The organism is Stenotrophomonas sp. YJH_SMC_130, assembly GCF_059369035.1.
The window spans coordinates 292,377-311,807 of record NZ_JCAFSH010000003.1 but is presented as its reverse complement, the minus strand read 5'-3'; the positions used below and the strand labels follow the sequence as shown (position 1 = coordinate 311,807).

The window sequence follows — 19,431 nt, the reverse complement described above, 5'->3', positions numbered from 1 at the left end:
AGCTTCTCGCTGCGGTCTTTGGCGTTTCGTACTTCGCAGTTCTCACGTACCGCAATTACCCGGACGCTATGCACACGGGATTGCGTATTTGGGGCTACTTCGCGGTGATCTTTCTATTCCTTCAACTGCTTCTTGCGCTGAAGCAGTGGTGGGAAAATTCGCATCGAAGGCGATAGGCGTGCACCGTCCCGGGATTTCGTTCGCACCAAAGAACAAATCGCCCAATGGGCGGCTTGTTCTTTTCAGGGGCCGGTTCACCAGCGTGCAAGTGAAAGCATGCCAATCTCCACATCAGCTGCTGGAAAAACTGCGTTCACTACAATTCTATCGTGGCTTGCGAGTACTGATGGCCCTCTCGCTCGCCATGGGCCTGCCGGGGTGCCGGGATGAGGTGGAGAGTTCAACGTATCCCATTGGCCAGACGGGAGAGACGTGCACCGCCTACAAGGGCTTCGACCGCCAGCCTCCTGAAGTAGTTGTGGCCGAGCTTGCCAAGCGAGGGTTGGATAGTCGCCGATTGGTGCATAGGACAGTCTGCGGCTCGATCACCAGTTGGGACATTCTCCCCGCAGGGGCGTCGATCGATCGGATACCTCCGCCAGACGCATATGTAAACGTCCACCTGCTGGAAGACGGCTCGGTTTCCATCAGTACAGACCGCCCCTGACGTTGGCGCCGTCCTTGATGATCGAGCATCGGGCGGCCCCTTGCGGTGCAGGCGCAGCGCAACTGTGAGCGTCAGCCTACGAAGGCACTTCAGCGCTGAAGTCGTTGCTGGGATCGGGCTGGCGGATGCCGGGCGCCCCAAACAGACACCGCTGCTCATCCAGCACCAGCCCATTGAAGCGCCCAAACCGCTTCTCAACCCACGATGGCCCCGCACTTTCCACCAGCAACCGTCCCTGGCTCTGATGCAGATCCAGCCAGCGCTCGAAGCTGGTGCGTAGACGCTCGATGTCCGGCGCCCGCCACCGTGCATCGGCGGGCATGCGGATCAGCACGCGCGAGGGCGCATTCTCCACCTCCATCACCAGCACGCCCTTGCATCGGATCTCGAAGGACGTTGCCCTGGCATGGCGCGTGTGCAGTTCAAAACCCTCGTGGGCCTTCGCGGTCACGAAGCCGAGCGCATCACTGTGCAGCAGGCGGTAATCGGCCGGCTGCAGCTTCTGGTAGGCCCACACCTGATTGCCCGCGGGCTCAGGCCACTCCACCCACATCGCGCCGATCACCGCGATGCACACCGCCGCAGCGGCAAGGCCGTGCATCTTCATTCGTCACCCCGCACACAGGCAGAAAGGTCCGCGCCATAAGCGCGCTCAGTCCTTGGGTCGCATCCGCTCGTGGATGAAGGCGGTGAGTGCCAGATCGGCCATCACCAGCCCCTCCATCACCCGGTCGCCGACGTACTGTTCGGGCTCACCGTTCTGGCGCGTGCGCTCGGCCGCCAGCAGGATCTCCTGAACGATGCGCTGGCCGGTGAGGGCGCAGTCGGCGTCGGACAACTGCATCTGCCGGCTGCGCAGGTGATGTCGCTCGGGCCAGGGCTGGCCGTCGGCTGCGGCACCGGCACCGATGGCGTGCAGGGTGGCGATGAGGCTGTTGGGGTCCGGGGCCGGAGTGGCCGAGGGCGCTTGCTGGATCGGGCGCGGGGGAGGGGAGTGCGGCGTGGTCATGGCTGGCTCCGTGCATGCAGGCGGAAGCCGCCACCGATAAAGGTGGCGGGCAGAGCGTGGCTCGAAAACCGGTTGCTAGACAAAGCCGGCGGGCACGAGGGCCCCCACGCCCCGCCCGCCATAGCCGGCAGACGGATTGCCAGCCGGCACCACGCGCGGTGGTGCCGGCTGGCAAGCGCAAACTTACGTCTAGCAATCCGGGTTTTCGAGTCCCGACCACCGATGCACGGTGGCGCAGTAACGATTACCTGCTGTTGTTCGGAATGCCAACGGGTAGGGGGCAATGCCGCCAAAACCCGAGACGTTTTTGGCATTGTCGCATAGCGAGGAAAGCGGCGAGAGCCTTGGCGTGCTTGGCGCAGCAGCACTTCTGGGACGGAGTCGTCAGAACCTTCCGCCAGAGACGCAGGGAGCGGCAAATGCGACAACATTGGTCCGACGGTCGCTGATGGATGCCGCGTATTTCGCCTCCATGCGTGAGTGACTTTCTGCCTATTGACCCCACGGGGCGCCACGCAGAATCTGACTACCGCTGTAGTCACTCGGAACTGTTCTGCCCGCAGCAGGAAGGTTCTGCGGCGTTTGAACGGACTCCACCCACTGGCGCAGGCCGCTACAAGGATCACTGTCGTGTTACGCCGCAATCGACTTCTTCTGTCTGCGGGTCTGCTCCCGCTCCCGTGGTTCCTGTTCTGGACCAGCGTTGCCGCCGTGTTCGCGCCGGGCTACAACCCGCTCGCACAGCACGCCAGCGAGCTGCTGCAGGCGCCGACGCTCGCAAGCATCTGCGCCAGGATCGCCGCCATCGGCTCTGGCGTAGGCTTCGTGGCGTTCTCCATCGGGGTATGGAGGGAGTCCGGTCGCCGGATTGCAGTAGGTGCAATCTGCTGGATGGTCTTTGGCGTCTCTATGCTGACCAACGGGCTCTGGCCCATGGGCCATCCGATGCATGGCTTCTACACCATCGGTATCGCAAATATCATTGCGCCGGCGATGTCGCACATCGAATTGAGCGCATGGTCTGCCAACCGAAGGGCTTATGCTGTGACCGCGTTGGTGAGCATCGCGAGCATCGTCTATCTCTGGTTGAACGTGGTGGGCGTGGACCCGGAGGGGTTCAGGGGGCTGACCCAGCGCCTGTTCTCGTCGATCAACTCGCTGTGGCCATTCCTGGTTGCGCTGTACCTGCTGCGCGGGGGTTCAAGCGTGCTGCAGACGCAGACCGTGCATTGATGGGGGCGCACGACAGGAGCAGGCGGGTTCAGCCAGGAACTTCTCGATTCTCAGGCCCAGCTCAAGGTGATCTTCTCGGGGCTCATGCCAGGGGTCTCACTGCTCAAGCCCTGGGCGTTTTCAACCATCTGTCTGTTCCTTGATGCTCGCACCATGGGTGGCAAGGGGGGAAATGGTCGTGCGCGCCTTCTGCTATAAGTAGCGCAACCGCGCCCAGAGGGCCTTTTAGAAGATTGTGGATTCATGGAGTTGTACTGGCGCTTGTTCACCGATTGCACATCGCAGCAGGCCGCCCTCAAGGTGGCGGCGCGAGCTTTTGAGCAAGCTGGTCTTGGCGTCAGCAATCTCCACGTCGAGCCATATCAGAAGGGCGGCTTCATGGTGAGTGCCTGCTCCAATCATGCTGCGCAATCGTGACCTGAATTTGTGGTTCTTGCCCTGGCTTCGGCTCAGGGCACCGGCCGCGGATGGCTCCTGAATGGCTCAATTGCAGAAGAGCTGGATGCTTGGTCCAATCATTCCTTGGCTTCCGGTGTTTCGTGTATCCATATCCAGGCGGAAAGGCGGGAGTGACGAATCGCTGGAGTAGATGGCTGGTTCCGGCATGGAGCTGCTCTAGAGACCACGGCCGCTAGCCGGTTATCATCTTGCAGTATCGCGGCAAGAGTCGAGCTTGAGAATCTTGCATCGCCTATCCAGCCGGCCTGACGGGGCTCACACTTTCGTGTCGGTGCTCCACGATATGGAAGGCTCTTGCGATTGATGCCCGCTCTTGGCTGAATGCAAACGTGCCGGCGCCAGACAACGCGACCCGGAATGCTAGAGGCCGCTCTCGATCCGAAGCGGACGTTCGTCCCCTTCAGCCCTACGCGACACCTGCCAGTCCAGTGATTCGTCCACCTGAGGTTCTTGATTCTCAATGATCGATTTGCCTTGTCCATCGTGTGGCTTCCTGACCCTGGAGGACGTCTACGGGTCCCACGCCATATGTCCGATCTGCAACTGGGAGGATGACGGAGTGCAACTTGCCAACCCCACATCCACCGGCGGAGCCAACGGCGAGTCTCTGGCGCAAGCGCAGCAGAATGCTCTTTCCAGTTTCCCCCTTGGCGTCGAGGTCGCAAGCGGCTTTCGCCGCGGATCTGGCTGGTGCCCTTTGTCCAGCACGGAGATCGGGCACTACGAAGCTCTAAGGGGCGGCAATCACTGGCACAGCAAGAGTGTCTCGTACGAGAAGGAGGCTTACTGGTCGATGCTGGGCGTTCTTTCGATCTGAAGCACTTCGCGGCTCAACTCATGACGTTCACCAATGTCCACCACTGGCCGAGAGCGGACATTGGCTCGCGCAGGGCATTTCCTGTGGATCACTGACCTGCCAGCGACCCGTAGCGAACTTGCCCGTGTGTCTTGAACGTGGATCTGGCAGGGCTCCTGATCCCACGCGTGGGGCCGGCCATGCGTCGGCCTGATGGCTGAACTCGGCCGCTCTAGGATCGCGCTGTACCAGGGGAAAGTACGCCACATGGTGCTTTGTGGGCAGGTCGGCCGTAATCTGACATCAACGATGCCTACGCACTGGATTCCAATGGCCGCATTCGATCATTCCCTGGTAACCCTCAGATTCTTCGGAGACGACCTCCTGCCCGAAGAAGTCAGTGCCTTGCTCGGGGCGACCCCGACCGCTTCGCATCACAAGGGCCAGGAACTCAGAGGCAACCCATCAGGCACCGTGCGTATCGCCAGGACTGGCAGCTGGCAACGTGATGCGGAGCGTCGTGAGCCTGAAGATCTGGACGCTCAGATCTTCGAGATCCTCGATCAACTCACCGGCGATCTCGCCGTATGGCAGGCTCTGGCACGCTTCCGACCTGACCTGTTCTGCGGTCTTTTCATGGGCAGCAGCAATGACGGTGTCTCGCTTTCGCCCCGCGTGCTGCTCGCTCTGGGAGAGCGCGGCATTGAGCTCGGGCTGGACATCTATGAAGCCGATGAAGAGGTGCGCAACGCCCAACGCCAAAAGGTCATCAATTGATGATCTCCCCACTCCCCGAAGCAACAAATGCCTTCAACTGCCGAACGAATTCCGCGTCGTAGAGCTCCCACTCCACAATCTCCCCCACCACCCGCAACGGCTGCGCACTCCGATACGACCGCGTCGGGTTCCCGGGAAACTTCTTGTTGGTCACATTCGGGTCGTCCTCAAACGGCCCGGTCGGCTCCACCACATACACGCGCGGTCGCCCCTCACCCCGGGCCATCTCCGCAGCCAGCCCGGCGCCCTTGGCAATGGTGGTGAAGTAGATGTGGTTCATCACCAGGCTGTCGCGGTAGTTGGAGCGGAAACCGGCACTCAGCAGCTCGCCCACCGCCAGATCAGCGCGGGTGCCGTGATAGAACGGCCCGGCGATCTGGTCGCAGGTGTCATGCGAAACGGGTGTCCATTCGGTGTCCTGCGCCATCGGCACTGCCCCTGCGTGTCCTGCCGGATCGACAGGCCGGCGAGTCTAGGGCGCCCGGTGGGCCTTGCTGCAAGGCCCCATCCGGGAAATAATCTGTAAACGGGAGGCGCGGTGCGCCTCCTTTTTTCATTCTGCGGTGCCGCGCCCTTCCAGCTCGCGCACGGCCGTTTCCAGCGCATCCAGCTTTTCGCGGGTCTTCAGCAGCACGGCGCGCTGCACTTCGAACTCCTCGCGGGTGACCAGGTCGAGCTTGGCCAGGCCGGCCTGCAGCGCGCTCTTGAAGGTGGCCTGCAGTTCCTCGCGCGATTCGCGCAGGCCCGGCGGCACCAGGTCGCTGAGGCGACGGGCGAGGTCATCGATTTGGTTCAGGTCGATCATGGGGTGCTCCGTGGGGGGGGGGGCCCGTGCATCCGGCGCGGGCAGGCCGTTCGGGCACAAGGATACTGCTGGCACCCACTGCCCGGACAGGCGGCAGCGGCTTCGCACGGGCCGCGTTCAGGCGCTATCCTCCACGCCGGAAGACAGGAGATAGACGATGAAGATGGTCATGGCGGTGATCAAGCCGTTCAAGCTCGACGACGTGCGCGAAGCGCTGGCCGAGCGTGGGGTCACCGGGATCACGGTGACGGAAGTGAAGGGCTTTGGTCGCCAGAAGGGCCACACCGAGCTGTACCGTGGCGCGGAGTATGTGGTCGATTTCCTGCCGAAGGTGAAGCTGGAAGTGGCGGTAACCGATGACCAGGTGGAGGCGGTGGTTGAGGCCATCGTGAAGGCCGCCGGCACCGGCAAGATTGGGGACGGCAAGGTGTTCGTGTACGACCTGGGCAGCGTGGTGCGTATTCGTACCGGTGAGCTGGACGCGGACGCGTTGTAAGTGCATCGCCGGATGCGCGAACGCGACTGGTCCCGGGAACGCTACGGGGTAGAGTCGACTGTTAGTCGACTATCGCGCGCAGCGCGGGCATTTCGGTCACGGACGGGAAGAGCAGTCGACTAACAGTCGACTCTACCCCGTCAGGCATTCAATGCCACCAGGCTATTCGGCTCTGTCGCTTGGCCGGCGGGTTGCTTGAGTCGAGCAGACTCGACTCTACGGCGCGGTGCGTATCATGGTGTCGATCCAGTCGGCATAGCGCGAGATGCGCACGTTGTGCACCACCTGCCCGTAGTAGCCGGCTTCAAGCGCATGCTCCGGCACTGCGGTGATCCACGAGCCCAGGCCGATCAGCTCCCAGCCATGAGCGCCGTGGATCATCAACGGGCCGCCGCTGTCACCGCTGCCGAGCACGCCCTCCAGTGGCAGGCCGCCGTTGGGCCCGTCGAATCGATACCACAGATAGCGGCCATTGCCACCTGTCACTGCGTTTTCGGCGCGGCGCAGGATGCCGCGGTGCGATCCACCCGGCGCCAGCCCGGTCATGCCGGTGCCCGTGGCCCCCTTGCCGACCAGAGTAGCGATCTTTCCCGCTTCGGCCTGCCCGCGATAGAGGCGAACCGGCGCAACGTCGCTGACCGGTGCGGCCAGCTGAATCAGGGCGATGTCATCGGAGGCGGCGAGGAAGGCGTGGATGGGGCCTGGGTTGCCTGACGCCAGCGCCGCCTGGCCAAGCGCTTCGGGCATGCGCCGGTAACCGGGATGCACGAACACGCGCTCGACACGGTACGGGCGACCGTTGATCTGCACCTCGGTGTCCATGCCTTCCATGGGCGCGGCGTGTGCGGCGGTCACCACCCAGCGCGGCGCGATCAGGACGCCGTGGCCCTCACCGGGCAGGTCGACCAAGGCCGGGAACGCGGATGCCGGTACGCGGTAGGCGCTGTCATCCACATCGCTGCGGATGACAATGGCGTCGGCGGAGAAGGGCAGGGTAGCCCAGGCGAGAAGGAGCCAGCGGCGCATGGTTCGGTGCAGTCCTGTGCGTGGAAGGCGATGACCCTAGCCGGGATCGGGAGGCGCGAATACCCGTGTGCGACGAAGTGCCCTCCCGGTGTGATCAACCGGGCGGAATGAGGGGTGACGACCGCCACTCCGGCAGACCGAGCGCGCGGCGGGTGCGCGTCACGATGGCGCCGATCTCTGCCTCGAAGCCGCCATCAGGTTGCAGCAGCGGCGTGAGTTCGGCACAGCGTTGCTTCAGCACATCGACCCATGGCGCTGGGTGGGTCTCCGTAGCGGCCAGTGCCAAGTGCCTGCGACCCTCGTCGTAAGCGCCCGCCAGCCCGGCAGTGATGCCGGCATGGATGTGTTCGCGGATGCCCGGTTTGGGGTGATGACTCATCAATGTACGCACATGCCCCGGGGTGGGAAAGCGGTCACGCAGGGCCATTACCTCGGCCGCGGCCTGCTCGGCCAGTGTCTGTGCGGCCGAGGCAAACTCGGCGGTCTCGGTGAAGGGTTGGAATCCGGCAACGCGGCCGCCCACGTCGAAGGACAGGTAGTCCTTTTCTTCCCAGAGCCAGCAGGCGCCGACATTGAGATAGCTGCCCCTGTCCCATGCCGAAGGCTGGAACTCGACCACCCCGACCCACCAGCCCTGGTCGTCAAGCCAGGTGCGCGAACGGCCTTTCTGCACGCAGCCCAAGGGGCGCAGTATGGATCTTGCGGCTGCAGTCAGCAGGCGAGTGTGTTCAGGTGTCGGCATCCCCAGCGTCCTTGCGAGTGGCGTGCCGACGAGTATCGCAGAGCATATCGGGCGTGTGGCCCGGGGCAAATGCAGGGGCAAACCGCAGTCGCGCAAGCAATGCAGGGCGAACAGCGCTTACCGGCGCTTCGCCCACTTGTAGAACCGCTTCCAGCCCTGCCGCACCGCGGCCACCCAGCCCGGATCGGCCACCAGTGCGGCCTGCGCGGCACTCGGGGCCTGGCCGGTCACGCGCTGGCGGATCTTCAGCAGGTTCTTCATGTCGCTGCGGCGCATCTGCCGGCTCAGTGGATTGCGGCGCAGCCAGCGCGGGGCGCGCCAGGCGGAGGTGAAGTCCAGCAGCACCGGCACGCCGCCGCTGACCACCACGTTGGTGCCATGCAGGTCGTTGTGGGTGATGCCGGCGGCATGCAAACGGCTGAGCGCGTGCTGCAGCTGCTCGAACACTTCATTGCCCACGGCCTGCGCGGTGCTCAGGGTCTGGCCGGGAATGAACTCCATGCCCAGTGCCAGGCCACCCAAGGTGCCAAGCAGCGCGGGGGCATGCTTCCAGCCGCCCAGGCGCTGCAGCATGCGGGCTTCCCGGCGCACCATCAGTCGCGCGATCAGCGAAACGGGAGTGCCGCGGTAGCGGGAGTAGTCCTTGATGACCGCCTCGCGCCCGTCCAGGCAGGTGCGGTAGACGTCGGGGGCCAGGAAACGTTCGCCGCGCTTGAGCAGCAGCGGGGAGGCGGCGTCATCGCCGCAGGAGGAGGGGGGCAGGGCAGGAAGATGCATGTCGGGGTCTCGGACGACCCGGTGGGTGGCGCAATGCGTCAAGCGAACCGGTGTTACAGGGAGTTACTAAGTTTTCGTTAATTTTAGTACTCGCCAGTTCGCTATTCCACGATTTGTCGGAGAAATGTCGGGGTCGTGGCTGGAACAGTTCGTCACGCAGAATCGGACAATTATGTCTCACTTATTCCAGTTGGCCTTCAGCATCAACAGCTTGCGCGCTCCGCCCTGTGCCTCGTTCACAACCGGCTGAACGCGGCGCACGCGCAACTTGACCCCGGCGCACGGCCTGCCGACCATAAGCTGTTAACCCGCGACATTGGCGGCCGCCCCCCTCCGGCACGTCCCCGTCCCCTGCCGCGTTCCCCACCGGTGCTGGCCGCCTGGCCGTGCATCGCCCCGTTTCCCGTTCCGGCCCCGGCTGGAGGAAAGTGCTTTGATCATCAAAATCGTCATTGCAGCGCTGTTCGTAGCCTGCGTGCTGTACATCCACTTCCGTGGCAAGGTCCGCGCGCGCTGGTCGCGCCAGCTGCTGGACCACTCCAGTTTCATGGCCCCGATCAACGTGGTCATGTACATGTTCTCGAAGGTGCCGACCACGCCGTTCCTGGACCCGGGCAAGGAGTTCCCGCAGCTGGAGCCGCTGCGCCAGAACTGGCAGATGATCCGCGACGAGGCGCTGGCGCTGCGCGACGCGCAGAAGATCGCCGCCTCCAGCACGTTCAACGATGCCGGCTTCAATTCGTTCTTCCGCCGAGGCTGGAAGCGCTTCTACCTGAAGTGGTACGGCCCGTCGCACCCGTCGGCGAAGACGCTGTGCCCGAAGACCACGGCGCTGATCGAGTCGATCCCGGATGTGCGTGCGGCGATGTTCGCGCAGCTGCCGCCGGGTAGTGAGCTGCGCCCGCACCGCGACCCGTTCGCCGGCTCGCTGCGCCTGCATCTGGGCCTGAGCACACCCAACGACGATGCCTGCTACATCGAAGTGGACGGCATCAAGAAGAGCTGGCGCGACGGCGAGTGGATGATGTTCGACGAGACCTACATCCACCATGCACACAACGAGACCCAGCAGGATCGCGTGATCCTGTTCTGCGACATCGCCCGCCCGCTGCGCTTCGGCCTGCCGGGGCTGTTCAACCGCGCGGTGGCGGCCACGCTGCTGGCCGGTGGCGCCTCGCCGAACCTGCCGGGTGACCCGACCGGTGGCGTCAACAAGGCATTCGGCAGCGTCTACAAGGTGCGCCTGAAGGCCAAGGCGCTGCGCGAGCGCAGCGTGGTGGCCTACCAGCTGATCAAGTGGGGCCTGGTGGTGGCGGTCATCGCCGGTATCTGGGCGCTGTGACTGTAGAGCCGAGCCTATGCTCGGCTTGATTTATCGCAACCTGTCCGAACAGCAGCCGAGCATGGCTCGGCTCTACAGACAGCAAAAACCTGCGCTGTCGCCAGCGCGGGTTTCTGTTTGGATCAACCCTTCAATGCCGCCTGCACGAACGGCGGGGTCACCAGTACGCCGGTGTGCAGCGCGGCGGTGTAGTACAGGGTGTTGAAGGTCTTGGCGGCCGAGTCGGCCTGGCGGAAGTCGAAGCTGCTGTCGCCCTTGCGCGCCATGGTCACGCTCCACCAGCCGGTGGGGTAGCACGGCTGCGGGAACGGCAGGGTCTTGAACGAACCGAAGCCGGCCTTGCCCATCTCGGTGCGCATCTCGTTGATCAGCGCCAGCTGCATCAGCGGCGACTCGGACTGCTGCACCAGGATGCCGTCGTCCTTCAGGGCCTTGAAGCAGCTCTCGTAGAAGGCCTTGTTGAACAGGCCTTCGCCCGGGCCGACCGGGTCGGTCGAATCGACGATCACCACGTCCACGCTGCCGGCCGGGCAATTGGCCATGTAGGCCACGCCGTCATCGAACAGCAGCTCGGCGCGGGCGTCATCGTTGGAGTCGCACAGTTCCGGGAAGTGCTTGCGCGCCATCACGGTGACCTGCTCGTCGATATCGCACTGGGTCACGCTCTCCACGCCGGTGTGCTTGAGCACTTCGCGCAGGGTGCCGCAGTCGCCGCCACCGATGATCACCACGCGCTTGGGCGCGGCGTGGGTGAACAGCACCGGGTGGCTGATCATCTCGTGGTAGAAGAAGTTGTCCTTGCTGGTCAGCATGATGGCCCCGTCGATGGTCATCAGGTTGCCCCAGTCGGTGGTCTGGAAGATCTCGATCTTCTGGAACGGCGACTGCACCTCGTCCAGCTTGCCGGTGATGCGGTAGCCGATGGCCGAGCCGGTGCGCTCGAAGTGTTCGATGTACCAGTTGTTGCTGTCAGTCATGGGAAAACAGTCCTGTTCGGAGGGGTGGAGCCGGGCTGGCGGGCGGGGCCGCGTGGCACAGATGCCACATCCGGACGGATCGGCCCGTTCAGGTTGGAACCTGTCACGGGCGCGGGCGCGCATGATAACGAACCTGTGGGCACATAGGCGTTATCATGCCCCCCCTTTTATTGCCAACAAGGCCGACTGAAATGACCGATTGGTCCCTCGACCAAGCCCGCAAGACCTACTCGATCCCGCATTGGGCGGACGGTTACTTCGACGTGGATCAGGCCGGGCACATGGTGGTGAGACCGACCGGGGCGGACGGCCCGGTGGTGTCGCTGCCCAAGGTGGTCGATGCGGCGCGCGCGGCGGGCGCCAAGCTGCCGCTGCTGGTGCGCTTCCCGGACATCCTCGGCCAGCGCCTGGGCAAGCTGCAGGCGGCCTTCGCCCAGGCCCAGCAGGACTGGGAGTACAGCGGCGGCTACACGGCCGTGTACCCGATCAAGGTCAACCAGACCCGCGGCGTGGCCGGCACCCTGGCCAGCCACCACGGCGAGGGCTTCGGCCTGGAAGCGGGCAGCAAGCCCGAGCTGATGGCCGTGCTGGCGCTGTCGCGCCCGGGCGGGCTGATCGTCTGCAACGGCTACAAGGACCGCGAGTACATCCGCCTGGCCCTGATCGGCCGCAAGCTGGGCCTGCAGACCTTCATCGTCATCGAGAAGCCGTCCGAGCTGAAGCTGGTGCTGGAAGAGTCCAAGGCGCTGGACGTGAAGCCGGGCCTGGGCGTGCGCATGCGCCTGGCCTCGCTGGGCGCCGGCAAGTGGCAGAACAGCGGTGGCGACAAGGCCAAGTTCGGCCTGTCGCCGCGCCAGCTGCTGGACCTGTGGAAGTCGCTGCGTGACACCGAGTACGCCGACTGCCTGAACCTGCTGCACTTCCACATGGGCTCGCAGATCTCCAACGTGCGCGACATCGCCAACGGCATGCGCGAAGCCACCCGCTACTTCGTGGAGCTGTCGCGCCTGGGCGCGAAGATCACCCACGTCGATGTCGGCGGTGGCCTGGGCGTGGACTATGAAGGCACCCGTTCGCGCAGCTTCTGCTCGATCAACTACGGCCTGCATTCCTACGCCAGCAACATCGTGCAGCCGCTGGCCAATGCCTGCGAAGAGTTCGGCCTGACCCCGCCGCGCATCGTCACCGAGTGCGGCCGCGCGATGACCGCGCACCACGCGGTACTGATCGCCAACGTCTCGGAAGTGGAAGAAGCGCAGGAAGGCCGCGTGCCGGACCAGCACGACGACGAACCGGCGGCGATCCGACACCTGCGCGAAATCCACGACGAGCTGGACGTGCGCCCGGCGGTGGAACTGTTCCAGGAAGCGCAGCATTTCCATGCCGAAGGCCTGGCCAGCTACGCGCTGGGCCAGATCGACCTGCCGCAGCGCGCGCGCATCGACGATCTGTTCTACGCCATCGCCCACGGCGTGCGTGCGCGCCTGAGCTATGACGAGAAGAGCCACCGCCCGGTGCTGGACGAACTGAACGAGCGCCTGGTCGACAAGTACTTCGTCAACTTCAGCGTGTTCGAATCGATCCCGGACGTGTGGGCGATCGACCAGGTGTTCCCGATCGTGCCGATCGAGCGCCTGGACGAAACCCCGGACCGCCGCGGCATCATCGCCGACATGACCTGCGACTCGGACGGCATGGTGGAAACCTATGTCGAGAACGAGAGCCTGGACAGCTCGCTGCCGCTGCACAAGATGAAGCCGGGCGAGAGCTACCGCATCGGCTTCTTCATGGTCGGCGCCTATCAGGAAATCCTGGGCGACATCCATAACCTGTTCGGCGATACCGACGCGGTGGAAGTGCTGGCCGATGCCGATGGCTATGCCATCACCCAGCAGCGCCGCGGCGATACCACTGACGTGATGCTGGATTACGTGGGTTACCGCCTGGACGAACTGCGGGCGACCTATGCGCAGCGCGTGGCTGCAGCGCAGCTGTCGCCGGAACGCGCGCAGGAACTGTCGGACGCGCTGGAAGCCGGCCTGACCGGTTATACCTACCTCTCCGACGAGCCGTTGGTCTGAGGTAAACGGGAATGCCGGGCATAGGCCCGGCGCTACCGGCCCCGATGAGCGCGCGCGCGATCTTCCACCTGTTCCTGCATGCCGCCGTGCCAGCGTTGCTGGCATGGCTGTTCTGGCGCAAGCGCTTCGCCTCGGCGTGGTTGTTGATGCTGCTGGGCTGGATCATCGACCTGGACCACCTGCTGGCCGATCCGATCTATGCACCGAACCGCTGCAGCATCGGTTTCCATCCGCTGCACACCGCACCGGCAATTGCCGTGTATGCAGGCCTGTGCGTTCCGAAGAAAACGCGGTTGTTCGGCATCGGTCTGATCATCCACATCGCGCTGGACGCAATTGATTGCTGGTGGATGCATCACCGTTGATGCTTGATGCGTGTCGACCAAGGTCGACAGCTATCGGGTGCACGCTGGCCGGTCGGATTGGCGCTTGGTAGAGCCGGCCGCTGGCCGGCTTCCGCAGGCCGGCTTCCGCAGGGCGTTCCCGGTGACCACGTGGTTGCCGGCCAGCGGCCGGCACTACCCACCGTCAGGTTGGTCGTTTCACCCCACCGGCAGCCACAACGTCGCGCGCAGGCCCGGCTGTACATTCTCCAGCGCCACGCGTCCGCCATAACTGGCGGCGATATCTCCGACGATCGCCAGCCCCAATCCACTGCTGCCCACGCGCTCATCCAGCCGCACGCCACGCTGGGTGACCCGTTGCAGGGCGTCCGCGGCCAGGCCGGGGCCGTCGTCGCGGACCTCAATGCGCAACTGGCCGTCGTCGGCTTCCGCGCTGACCTGGACCTGCCGCTGTGCCCAGCGCCCGGCATTGTCCAGCAGGTTGCCCAGCATCTCTTCCAAGTCCGCACTGGCACCGGCGAACTGCAGCGCCGGATCGATACCGGCCGCCGTGAACGTGATGCCACGTTCGCCATGCACGCGTGCCATCAGCCGGCACATCGCCTGAGCGACGGCCGCCACGCCGGTGCGCTGGCGATGGTCGGCGGCCAGTCCTGCAGCCAGGTAACGGTCGACACTGGCCTGCATGCGTGCGCTCTGTTCGCGCACGGTGGCGCGCCAGTGCGTACCGTCGCCGTCGGCCTCGGTGGCCAATACGCTCAGTGGTGTCTTCAGCGCATGCGCCAGATCCTGTGCACTGGTGCGCGCGCGCGCGACCATGCGTTGCTGGTGGTCCAGCAGCGCGTTGAGTTCTTCGCCAAGCGGCGCAACCTCTGCCCCCAGTCCCTGCGTGTCGATGCGTTGCGCGTCGCCGCGCCGTACCTGTTCCAGCTGCGCACCGAGGCGATGCAGCGGGCGCAGGCCGAAGTGCACCTGGCTGGCCAGCACCGCCAGCCAGGCGGCGACCAGCACGCCCAGCGCGATGGCGGTGCGCTTGCGGAATGCAGCGACATCCGCATCCAGCGCGCTGCGATCGGTGGCGACCACGGCCACGAACGGTTCGCTGGCGCGCGGGAGGCGCACCTGCTGCACGCGTGCGCGCAGGGATTGCTGCAGCGGCCCGGGCAGGTTGCGGGTGGCCGGCCCGGCAACCGGCGCCGGCAGGGTTTCGTCCCACAGCGAGCGCGACTGCAGCAACACGCGGCCATCGGCACCGGCGATCTGCCAGTAGGCACCGGAAAACACGCGCTGGAAGCGTGCGTCATTGGGTTCCTGGCGCAGGCGCAGCTGTCCGTCCGCATCCACTTCGGCCTGCGCCAGCAGGGTCAGCATGTCCTGCTGCAGTTCGTGGTCGAGGCGGTCGCGCGCGCTGCGCTTGAACAGCTCGCCCAGCAGCGCGCTGGCCAGCAGCGAGACCAGCAGCAGGCCGACGCCGCCGGCCTGCAGCAGGCGCCGTCGCAGCGATGGTTGCCGGCTCACGGCGCGGCCAGCCGCCAGCCCTGGCCGCGCACGGTCTGGATCAGGTCGATGCCGAGCTTGCGTCGCACGCGTCCGAGCAGCACGTCCAGTGCATTGGAGTCCGGGTCGTGGCCACCGTCGAACACCTGCTCGCCCAGCCGGTCGCGGCCGATCACCTGTCCGCTGTGATGGATGAAGTAGCTGAGCAGGCGGAACTCCTGCGGGCTGAGGGGCAGCGCCTGGCCATCCAGCTCGAAGCGGCCGGCGTTGACGTCCAGCTGCAGCGGACCGCAGTGCAGGCGCGGGCTGGCGTGGCCATGGCTGCGACGGATCAGTGCGCGCAGCCGCAGCACCAGTTCGTCGGCCTGGAAAGGTTTTGTCAGGTAGTCGTCGGCGCCGGCGTCGAAGCCGGCCAGCTTGTCGTGCCAGCGCCCGCGCGCAGTGAGCACCAGCACCGGAAAGCTGCGGCCATTGCCGCGCCAGCGCTCGATCACGCTCAGGCCATCCAGCCCGGGCAGGCCGAGGTCAACGATGGCCGCCTGCAGGTCCTCGATCTGGCCGATCTCCTCGGCCTGGCGGCCATCGGCGACCACCGCCACCACATAGCCGGCCTGCTCCAGCAGGGGCACCAGGCGCTGTGCCAGTGCGGCATCGTCTTCGGCCAACAGGATGCGCATCAGTCGTCGAGCTCCGTCTTCAGCAGCTTTCCGCTGCGCGCATCATAGTCCAGCTCCACCACCACGCCGTCGCCGCGCAGGATCTCCACTTCGTAGACGCCGTCGTCCAGCTCCACTTCCAGCAGCTGGCCCGGGTAGCGCTTGAGTGCGTCGCGGACCACGCTTTCCAGCGGCACGTAGCGGCCCTGCTGCACGGCGCGGCGCGCGACCTGCTGCGCCGGGTCCTGGACGGGCGCGGCGGCGATCGGGGCGTTGGCCAGGGCCAGCAGCAGGGGCAGGGTGGAGAGCATGCGGGTGCAGAAAGAAGGAGGGGGGCAGGCGCGAGTGTGCCGGGGATGACTAACAGCCGGCTAACAGCCACGGCTAAGGCGTTGTTAGCCGTGGCATGCATCGTGGCGTTGCCGGGATGGTCCGGCCACGAATACGAACAGGAGAACCCCCATGTTGAAGTCGCTCACCCTCGCCACCGTTGCCCTGCTGGCCATTGCACCGGCCGCACAGGCCGCACCGCTGGGCATGGCCCAGGTCGAACAGACCCTGCGCAAGGCCGGCTACACCCAGATCCACGAGATCGAACGCGATGACGGCCTGTGGGAAGCCGACGTGAGCCGCGCCGATGGCCGCTTCAGCGAAGTCTACGTGGACCCGAAGACCGGCGAGATCTTCGATGAGCACAGCGGCCGCGCGCTGCTGACCACCGAGCAGGTGCTGGCACGGGCGCAGTCGCATGGCCTGCGCGAGATCCATTCGCTGGAACGCGATGGGGCGACCTGGTCGCTGGAAGCCCGCAATGCCCGCAACCAGAAGGTGGAGGTGCGCCTGAGCGGTTACGACGGCCGCATCCTGCACAGCGAGCGCGATGGCTGGCTGGATTGACGTTGGCCTCTGTAGAGCCGAGCCCATGCTCGGCTTTGCGGCAAACCGTAGCCGAGCATGGGCTCGGCTCTACAGAGGCTGCCCTACCAGCCGTACGGCGGCGGGTAGTCCCAATAGCCCGGGCCGCGGCCGTAATAGCCGCCATACGGACCGAAGAAGCCCGGTCCCTTGCCTTCGCTCACGTGGATGTTGACGTTGACCCCGTGGGTCTTGCCCTCATCGGTGGTGTAGTTCTTGCTCAGGTTCAGCGTGGCCGCGTTGTAGTGGCTGTTGCCGCCGTTCTTGGAATAGCCGATGCCAGTGGTGAAGCTGCCCGACACCTTGACCTTGTCGTCGGTGACGTCGGCGATCCTGGCGTCGTCGTGCACGCGCGGGCCGCTCTTGTCACCGTAATAGGTGCCGGGCGGGTCCTGCTGCAGGGCCGGGTCGTTGAGGTAGCGCAGCGGCGCCTGCGGCAGCGTCAGGTCCAGGCCGGCAGCCTGCGGCGCGGTAGCGCCAGCGGCGGACTGGGCCAGCACGGTTCCCGGCAGGGCCAGGCACAGCAGCAGGGTCAGGGGGCGGATCATGACGGCGCTCCAGCGGACAGGTGGCCGCGCAACACGCGGCGGTACAGGCCGACGCTAGCAGGGGTTGCTTGAATGATGCCTGTCGGCGCCCGCTTGCGGTAGAGCCAGGCCATGCCTGGCTGCACGCTACAACCGTTCGAACCCGAACAGCCCTTCCAGTGCATGCTTGCGCCGCTCGATCCGGGCCCGCAGCAGCTGGGCGCCGATCATTGAATAGGTGATGCCGTTGCCACCGTAGGCCATGGCGAAATGCACCCGCGGGCCCCACTGCGGGTGCGGGCCGAAGAAGGGCAGGCCGTCGGCGGTTTCGGCGAAGGTGCCGGCCCAGGAAAAGGCGGGCACCGGGTCCAGCCGCGGGAACCAGTGCAGGAGCTGATCCATCAGCTTTTCGGCCTTGCGCTGCACGCGCCGGTCGCGCCGCGCCGGGATATCGATGGCGTCGTCCAGCCCACCCACCAGCAGGCGGCGGTCGCCGGTGGCGCGCAGGTACAGGTACGGGCGTGCGCTCTCCCACACCATCGTGCGCTGCAGCCGGCCCAGCGTGTCCGCATCGATCGGGTCGGTGATGAAGGCGTAGCTGCTGCGGTTGCGCGCGACCCGCTGTTCAAGCCAGCGCTGGTTGGCGTAGCCCATCGCCAGGACCACGTGGCGGGCACGGACCGTGGCGCCGGCCTCGGTCATCGCGGTCACCCCCTGCGCGCCAGGCTTCAGCGTGTGCAGCACGGTGCGGTCGTGCACATGGCCGCCGCGGCGGCGCACGCGTTTGAGCAGGCCGTAGGTGAGGCAGTAGGGATCGACCCGCGCTGCCTGGCGGGTCAGCAGGGCGCCGCCGGCATCCACGTCGAAGCGTTCGCGCAGGGCTTCGCGGTCCAGCCAACGCGCGTCCAGTCCAATATCGCGGCGTGCAGCTCCTTCGGCCATCAGGCGCGGCACGTCGCGCCGCCGGCTGGCCAGGTACAGGCTGTCCATCTGGCGGAAGTCCACCTCCTTCAGCCCGCGTGCCACTTCAGCCAGTGCCGGGATCGCGTCGGCACAGGCAAGGTAGGCCAGGGCGGCGGCATCGTTGCCATAGCGCTCGGCCAGTTCCAGCAGATGGGTATCGATCTCGTACTGCAGCAGCGCGGTGCTGGCCGCCGTGCTGCCCCAGCCGATGTCGCGCTGCTCGATCACCGCCACCTCGTGGCCGTGGGTGGACAGTTCGTCGGCGATCAGCGCACCGGTGATGCCGCCACCGACCACCAGCACGTCGCAGCGCAGATCCTGCTCCAGCGGGGGAAAGGCCTGCAGCAGCCCGTTGCGCACTGCCCACCAGGGGTAGCCACTTTTCAGGTCCATGCGTGGTCGTGCTCAGGCGGTGGGGTGGCCGGTATGCGGGGTCTGGATCAGTTCGGACAGATCGAAGCCCTGCAGGCGGGCCGCGGCCAGATAATGGTCCTGCACGGTCGCGTCCAGGCGTGGCTCGCGCGCCAGCAGCCACAGGTACTTGCGGTCCGGGCTGCCGACCAGCGAGACGCTGTAGTCCGGGGCGACCTGGATCACCCAGTAGTCGCCCTTGGCGAACGGCAGCCAGCGCAGGCCCTTGGGCAGGAAACTGACCTCCAGGCGCGCGCTGTCGTTGTCGACGGCGCAGGCCTCGCCGGTGGCCTCTTCGATCTCGCCGTCCATGCGGCAGCGGTTGGTGACGCCGACGTTGCCGTTGTCGAGCAGGGTGTAGTGCGCCGACACATCGGTGCAGCCTTCCGGCTCGTGGCGCATCGGCAGGCGCGCGATCTCGTACCAGGTGCCCAGGTAGCGCGGCAGCTTGAGGTCGGCGACGGTCTTCAGCGGCGGGTGCTCGGTCATCGGTCATCGTGGCAGGGACGGGCCTCCACGATGCCCATGGGCTCGCCATGGGCGGGTGAAGCCGGGGCGACGGCCGTGTCCAGAACGATCCGTCGCCGCTGCGACGTGCCTGTTGTCACCGGCATGGCGGTATCCTGCCGCCAGCGCCGTGTTTTCCTGATCCAACCAAGGTGGAGGTGCCGATGTACCAGGTGATCCTGTTGAAGAGTGAATCCGCGTTCGCACGCGAACAGTGGCCGCAGGTCGACGACCTGGTCGACTACGAGGGCGTGGCCTACAGCCTGCGAGCCGGCCCGCGCCAGCCACTGTCGACCGACCACGAGTGGCACCCGGTGGCGGTGTATGCGCCCGATGAGATCACCGAGGAAGAGTTCCAGGACTGGTACGCGCTGCAGCAGCCGACTGTGGAAGAGCTGCGCCTGAAGTACTGATACTGCTGCAC

Annotated in this window: 25 protein-coding genes; 11 read left to right on the top strand and 14 right to left on the bottom strand. The window is 65.7% G+C overall.

Features of this window, described 5'->3' with window-relative positions:
- Window positions 1-148 precede the first annotated feature (148 nt).
- Window positions 149-667, top strand: coding sequence for a hypothetical protein (locus AC5P5V_RS07840; RefSeq protein ID WP_229298489.1), 519 nt, complete (start codon window positions 149-151; stop codon window positions 665-667).
- A 76-nt stretch (window positions 668-743) separates the two neighbouring features.
- On the opposite strand, the gene AC5P5V_RS07835 is transcribed toward AC5P5V_RS07840, so the two are convergent.
- The gene (locus AC5P5V_RS07835) at window positions 744-1,274 is read right to left on the bottom strand and encodes a cold-shock protein (protein WP_134967946.1); all 531 of its coding nucleotides are present in this window, start codon (window positions 1,272-1,274) and stop codon (window positions 744-746) included.
- 45 nt (window positions 1,275-1,319) lie between these two features.
- Window positions 1,320-1,676, bottom strand: a complete 357-nt coding sequence (locus tag AC5P5V_RS07830; protein WP_134967945.1) for a hypothetical protein — start codon at window positions 1,674-1,676, stop codon at window positions 1,320-1,322.
- Between the two features lie 630 nt (window positions 1,677-2,306).
- Between AC5P5V_RS07830 and AC5P5V_RS07825 the strand changes: the two genes are divergently transcribed.
- From AC5P5V_RS07825 to AC5P5V_RS07810, 4 genes are all read left to right on the top strand, one after another.
- A complete protein-coding gene (locus tag AC5P5V_RS07825) occupies window positions 2,307-2,909 on the top strand; it encodes a DUF998 domain-containing protein (protein WP_134967944.1) in 603 nt (200 codons plus the stop codon).
- A gap of 243 nt (window positions 2,910-3,152) precedes the next feature.
- A complete protein-coding gene (locus AC5P5V_RS07820) occupies window positions 3,153-3,326 on the top strand; it encodes a hypothetical protein (RefSeq protein WP_231352362.1) in 174 nt (57 codons plus the stop codon).
- A 502-nt stretch (window positions 3,327-3,828) separates the two neighbouring features.
- On the top strand, window positions 3,829-4,185 hold the full coding sequence (locus AC5P5V_RS07815) for a CPCC family cysteine-rich protein (protein WP_134967943.1): 357 nt from the start codon (window positions 3,829-3,831) through the stop codon (window positions 4,183-4,185).
- A 309-nt stretch (window positions 4,186-4,494) separates the two neighbouring features.
- The gene (locus tag AC5P5V_RS07810) at window positions 4,495-4,941 is read left to right on the top strand and encodes a DUF4279 domain-containing protein (protein ID WP_321573210.1); all 447 of its coding nucleotides are present in this window, start codon (window positions 4,495-4,497) and stop codon (window positions 4,939-4,941) included.
- On the opposite strand, the gene arr is transcribed toward AC5P5V_RS07810, so the two are convergent.
- On the bottom strand, window positions 4,934-5,368 hold the full coding sequence (gene arr / locus AC5P5V_RS07805; RefSeq protein ID WP_134967942.1) for an NAD(+)--rifampin ADP-ribosyltransferase: 435 nt from the start codon (window positions 5,366-5,368) through the stop codon (window positions 4,934-4,936). The two genes, AC5P5V_RS07810 and arr, sit on opposite strands and share 8 nt — an antisense overlap.
- Window positions 5,369-5,494: 126 nt before the next feature.
- Window positions 5,495-5,746, bottom strand: a complete 252-nt coding sequence (ubiK, locus tag AC5P5V_RS07800) for a ubiquinone biosynthesis accessory factor UbiK (RefSeq protein WP_012512353.1) — start codon at window positions 5,744-5,746, stop codon at window positions 5,495-5,497.
- Between the two features lie 157 nt (window positions 5,747-5,903).
- Here ubiK and AC5P5V_RS07795 point away from each other — a divergent pair, with 157 nt between their 5' ends.
- Window positions 5,904-6,242 (top strand): P-II family nitrogen regulator, encoded by a 339-nt coding sequence (locus tag AC5P5V_RS07795; protein WP_005411374.1) that lies wholly within the window; start codon window positions 5,904-5,906, stop codon window positions 6,240-6,242.
- A gap of 216 nt (window positions 6,243-6,458) precedes the next feature.
- Here the strand turns inward: AC5P5V_RS07795 and AC5P5V_RS07790 are convergent, their stop codons facing one another.
- The 3 genes from AC5P5V_RS07790 to AC5P5V_RS07780 all read right to left on the bottom strand — a co-directional run bounded on the left by AC5P5V_RS07790 (window position 6,459) and on the right by AC5P5V_RS07780 (window position 8,787).
- Window positions 6,459-7,268: a S1 family peptidase gene (locus AC5P5V_RS07790; RefSeq protein ID WP_134967941.1), complete on the bottom strand. Its 810-nt coding sequence runs from the start codon at window positions 7,266-7,268 to the stop codon at window positions 6,459-6,461.
- 94 nt (window positions 7,269-7,362) lie between these two features.
- Complete coding sequence (locus tag AC5P5V_RS07785) at window positions 7,363-8,010, bottom strand: hypothetical protein (RefSeq protein ID WP_227844576.1); 648 nt, start codon at window positions 8,008-8,010, stop codon at window positions 7,363-7,365.
- Window positions 8,011-8,127: 117 nt separating this feature from the next.
- A complete protein-coding gene (locus AC5P5V_RS07780) occupies window positions 8,128-8,787 on the bottom strand; it encodes an RIO1 family regulatory kinase/ATPase domain-containing protein (protein WP_005419978.1) in 660 nt (219 codons plus the stop codon).
- A 436-nt stretch (window positions 8,788-9,223) separates the two neighbouring features.
- On the opposite strand from AC5P5V_RS07780, the gene AC5P5V_RS07775 reads away from it, so the two are divergent.
- On the top strand, window positions 9,224-10,129 hold the full coding sequence (locus AC5P5V_RS07775; RefSeq protein WP_032954620.1) for an aspartyl/asparaginyl beta-hydroxylase domain-containing protein: 906 nt from the start codon (window positions 9,224-9,226) through the stop codon (window positions 10,127-10,129).
- Window positions 10,130-10,251: 122 nt separating this feature from the next.
- Here the strand turns inward: AC5P5V_RS07775 and speE are convergent, their stop codons facing one another.
- On the bottom strand, window positions 10,252-11,106 hold the full coding sequence (gene speE / locus AC5P5V_RS07770) for a polyamine aminopropyltransferase (protein WP_072167936.1): 855 nt from the start codon (window positions 11,104-11,106) through the stop codon (window positions 10,252-10,254).
- Between the two features lie 191 nt (window positions 11,107-11,297).
- On the opposite strand from speE, the gene speA reads away from it, so the two are divergent.
- On the top strand, window positions 11,298-13,187 hold the full coding sequence (speA, locus tag AC5P5V_RS07765; RefSeq protein WP_061480252.1) for an arginine decarboxylase: 1,890 nt from the start codon (window positions 11,298-11,300) through the stop codon (window positions 13,185-13,187).
- 44 nt (window positions 13,188-13,231) lie between these two features.
- A complete protein-coding gene (locus AC5P5V_RS07760) occupies window positions 13,232-13,552 on the top strand; it encodes a DUF6122 family protein (RefSeq protein WP_049439080.1) in 321 nt (106 codons plus the stop codon).
- A 177-nt stretch (window positions 13,553-13,729) separates the two neighbouring features.
- On the opposite strand, the gene AC5P5V_RS07755 is transcribed toward AC5P5V_RS07760, so the two are convergent.
- From AC5P5V_RS07755 to AC5P5V_RS07745, 3 genes are read right to left on the bottom strand one after another with little or no spacing between them, the layout of a single operon-like run.
- Window positions 13,730-15,049, bottom strand: a complete 1,320-nt coding sequence (locus tag AC5P5V_RS07755) for a sensor histidine kinase (RefSeq protein ID WP_231352360.1) — start codon at window positions 15,047-15,049, stop codon at window positions 13,730-13,732.
- The gene (locus AC5P5V_RS07750) at window positions 15,046-15,705 is read right to left on the bottom strand and encodes a response regulator transcription factor (RefSeq protein ID WP_005419968.1); all 660 of its coding nucleotides are present in this window, start codon (window positions 15,703-15,705) and stop codon (window positions 15,046-15,048) included. Before AC5P5V_RS07750 ends, AC5P5V_RS07755 begins: the two co-directional genes overlap by 4 nt.
- Window positions 15,705-15,995 carry a PepSY domain-containing protein gene (locus AC5P5V_RS07745; protein ID WP_065198236.1) on the bottom strand — a complete coding sequence of 97 codons (291 nt, stop codon included), beginning with the start codon at window positions 15,993-15,995 and terminating at the stop codon, window positions 15,705-15,707. Before AC5P5V_RS07745 ends, AC5P5V_RS07750 begins: the two co-directional genes overlap by 1 nt.
- 151 nt (window positions 15,996-16,146) lie before the next feature.
- Here AC5P5V_RS07745 and AC5P5V_RS07740 point away from each other — a divergent pair, with 151 nt between their 5' ends.
- Window positions 16,147-16,581, top strand: coding sequence for a PepSY domain-containing protein (locus AC5P5V_RS07740; RefSeq protein WP_072167930.1), 435 nt, complete (start codon window positions 16,147-16,149; stop codon window positions 16,579-16,581).
- Window positions 16,582-16,664: 83 nt separating this feature from the next.
- Here the strand turns inward: AC5P5V_RS07740 and AC5P5V_RS07735 are convergent, their stop codons facing one another.
- The 3 genes from AC5P5V_RS07735 to AC5P5V_RS07725 form a co-directional block, all read right to left on the bottom strand.
- On the bottom strand, window positions 16,665-17,147 hold the full coding sequence (locus AC5P5V_RS07735; RefSeq protein WP_134968417.1) for a hypothetical protein: 483 nt from the start codon (window positions 17,145-17,147) through the stop codon (window positions 16,665-16,667).
- A 126-nt stretch (window positions 17,148-17,273) separates the two neighbouring features.
- Complete coding sequence (locus tag AC5P5V_RS07730; RefSeq protein ID WP_134968418.1) at window positions 17,274-18,482, bottom strand: NAD(P)/FAD-dependent oxidoreductase; 1,209 nt, start codon at window positions 18,480-18,482, stop codon at window positions 17,274-17,276.
- Window positions 18,483-18,494: 12 nt separating this feature from the next.
- Entirely contained in the window at window positions 18,495-18,989 is a 495-nt protein-coding gene (locus AC5P5V_RS07725) for a lipocalin family protein (RefSeq protein ID WP_005419954.1), read from the bottom strand.
- Between the two features lie 182 nt (window positions 18,990-19,171).
- Here AC5P5V_RS07725 and AC5P5V_RS07720 point away from each other — a divergent pair, with 182 nt between their 5' ends.
- Complete coding sequence (locus AC5P5V_RS07720) at window positions 19,172-19,420, top strand: hypothetical protein (RefSeq protein ID WP_061480245.1); 249 nt, start codon at window positions 19,172-19,174, stop codon at window positions 19,418-19,420.
- Window positions 19,421-19,431 lie beyond the last annotated feature (11 nt).

What these genes read in the sequence shown, in the direction of transcription:
- AC5P5V_RS07780 (WP_005419978.1), bottom strand. Translation starts at nt 8,787, where the DNA reads ATGCATCTTCCTGCCCTGCCCCCCTCCTCCTGCGGCGATGACGCCGCC.
- AC5P5V_RS07810 (WP_321573210.1), top strand. Translation starts at nt 4,495, where the DNA reads ATGGCCGCATTCGATCATTCCCTGGTAACCCTCAGATTCTTCGGAGAC.
- AC5P5V_RS07720 (WP_061480245.1), top strand. Translation starts at nt 19,172, where the DNA reads ATGTACCAGGTGATCCTGTTGAAGAGTGAATCCGCGTTCGCACGCGAA.
- AC5P5V_RS07815 (WP_134967943.1), top strand. Translation starts at nt 3,829, where the DNA reads ATGATCGATTTGCCTTGTCCATCGTGTGGCTTCCTGACCCTGGAGGAC.
- speA (WP_061480252.1), top strand. Translation starts at nt 11,298, where the DNA reads ATGACCGATTGGTCCCTCGACCAAGCCCGCAAGACCTACTCGATCCCG.
- AC5P5V_RS07785 (WP_227844576.1), bottom strand. Translation starts at nt 8,010, where the DNA reads ATGCCGACACCTGAACACACTCGCCTGCTGACTGCAGCCGCAAGATCC.
- AC5P5V_RS07790 (WP_134967941.1), bottom strand. Translation starts at nt 7,268, where the DNA reads ATGCGCCGCTGGCTCCTTCTCGCCTGGGCTACCCTGCCCTTCTCCGCC.
- ubiK (WP_012512353.1), bottom strand. Translation starts at nt 5,746, where the DNA reads ATGATCGACCTGAACCAAATCGATGACCTCGCCCGTCGCCTCAGCGAC.
- AC5P5V_RS07830 (WP_134967945.1), bottom strand. Translation starts at nt 1,676, where the DNA reads ATGACCACGCCGCACTCCCCTCCCCCGCGCCCGATCCAGCAAGCGCCC.
- AC5P5V_RS07730 (WP_134968418.1), bottom strand. Translation starts at nt 18,482, where the DNA reads ATGGACCTGAAAAGTGGCTACCCCTGGTGGGCAGTGCGCAACGGGCTG.
- AC5P5V_RS07740 (WP_072167930.1), top strand. Translation starts at nt 16,147, where the DNA reads ATGTTGAAGTCGCTCACCCTCGCCACCGTTGCCCTGCTGGCCATTGCA.
- AC5P5V_RS07745 (WP_065198236.1), bottom strand. Translation starts at nt 15,995, where the DNA reads ATGCTCTCCACCCTGCCCCTGCTGCTGGCCCTGGCCAACGCCCCGATC.
- AC5P5V_RS07750 (WP_005419968.1), bottom strand. Translation starts at nt 15,705, where the DNA reads ATGCGCATCCTGTTGGCCGAAGACGATGCCGCACTGGCACAGCGCCTG.
- AC5P5V_RS07735 (WP_134968417.1), bottom strand. Translation starts at nt 17,147, where the DNA reads ATGATCCGCCCCCTGACCCTGCTGCTGTGCCTGGCCCTGCCGGGAACC.
- AC5P5V_RS07835 (WP_134967946.1), bottom strand. Translation starts at nt 1,274, where the DNA reads ATGAAGATGCACGGCCTTGCCGCTGCGGCGGTGTGCATCGCGGTGATC.
- AC5P5V_RS07725 (WP_005419954.1), bottom strand. Translation starts at nt 18,989, where the DNA reads ATGACCGAGCACCCGCCGCTGAAGACCGTCGCCGACCTCAAGCTGCCG.
- arr (WP_134967942.1), bottom strand. Translation starts at nt 5,368, where the DNA reads ATGGCGCAGGACACCGAATGGACACCCGTTTCGCATGACACCTGCGAC.
- speE (WP_072167936.1), bottom strand. Translation starts at nt 11,106, where the DNA reads ATGACTGACAGCAACAACTGGTACATCGAACACTTCGAGCGCACCGGC.
- AC5P5V_RS07795 (WP_005411374.1), top strand. Translation starts at nt 5,904, where the DNA reads ATGAAGATGGTCATGGCGGTGATCAAGCCGTTCAAGCTCGACGACGTG.
- AC5P5V_RS07760 (WP_049439080.1), top strand. Translation starts at nt 13,232, where the DNA reads ATGAGCGCGCGCGCGATCTTCCACCTGTTCCTGCATGCCGCCGTGCCA.
- AC5P5V_RS07820 (WP_231352362.1), top strand. Translation starts at nt 3,153, where the DNA reads ATGGAGTTGTACTGGCGCTTGTTCACCGATTGCACATCGCAGCAGGCC.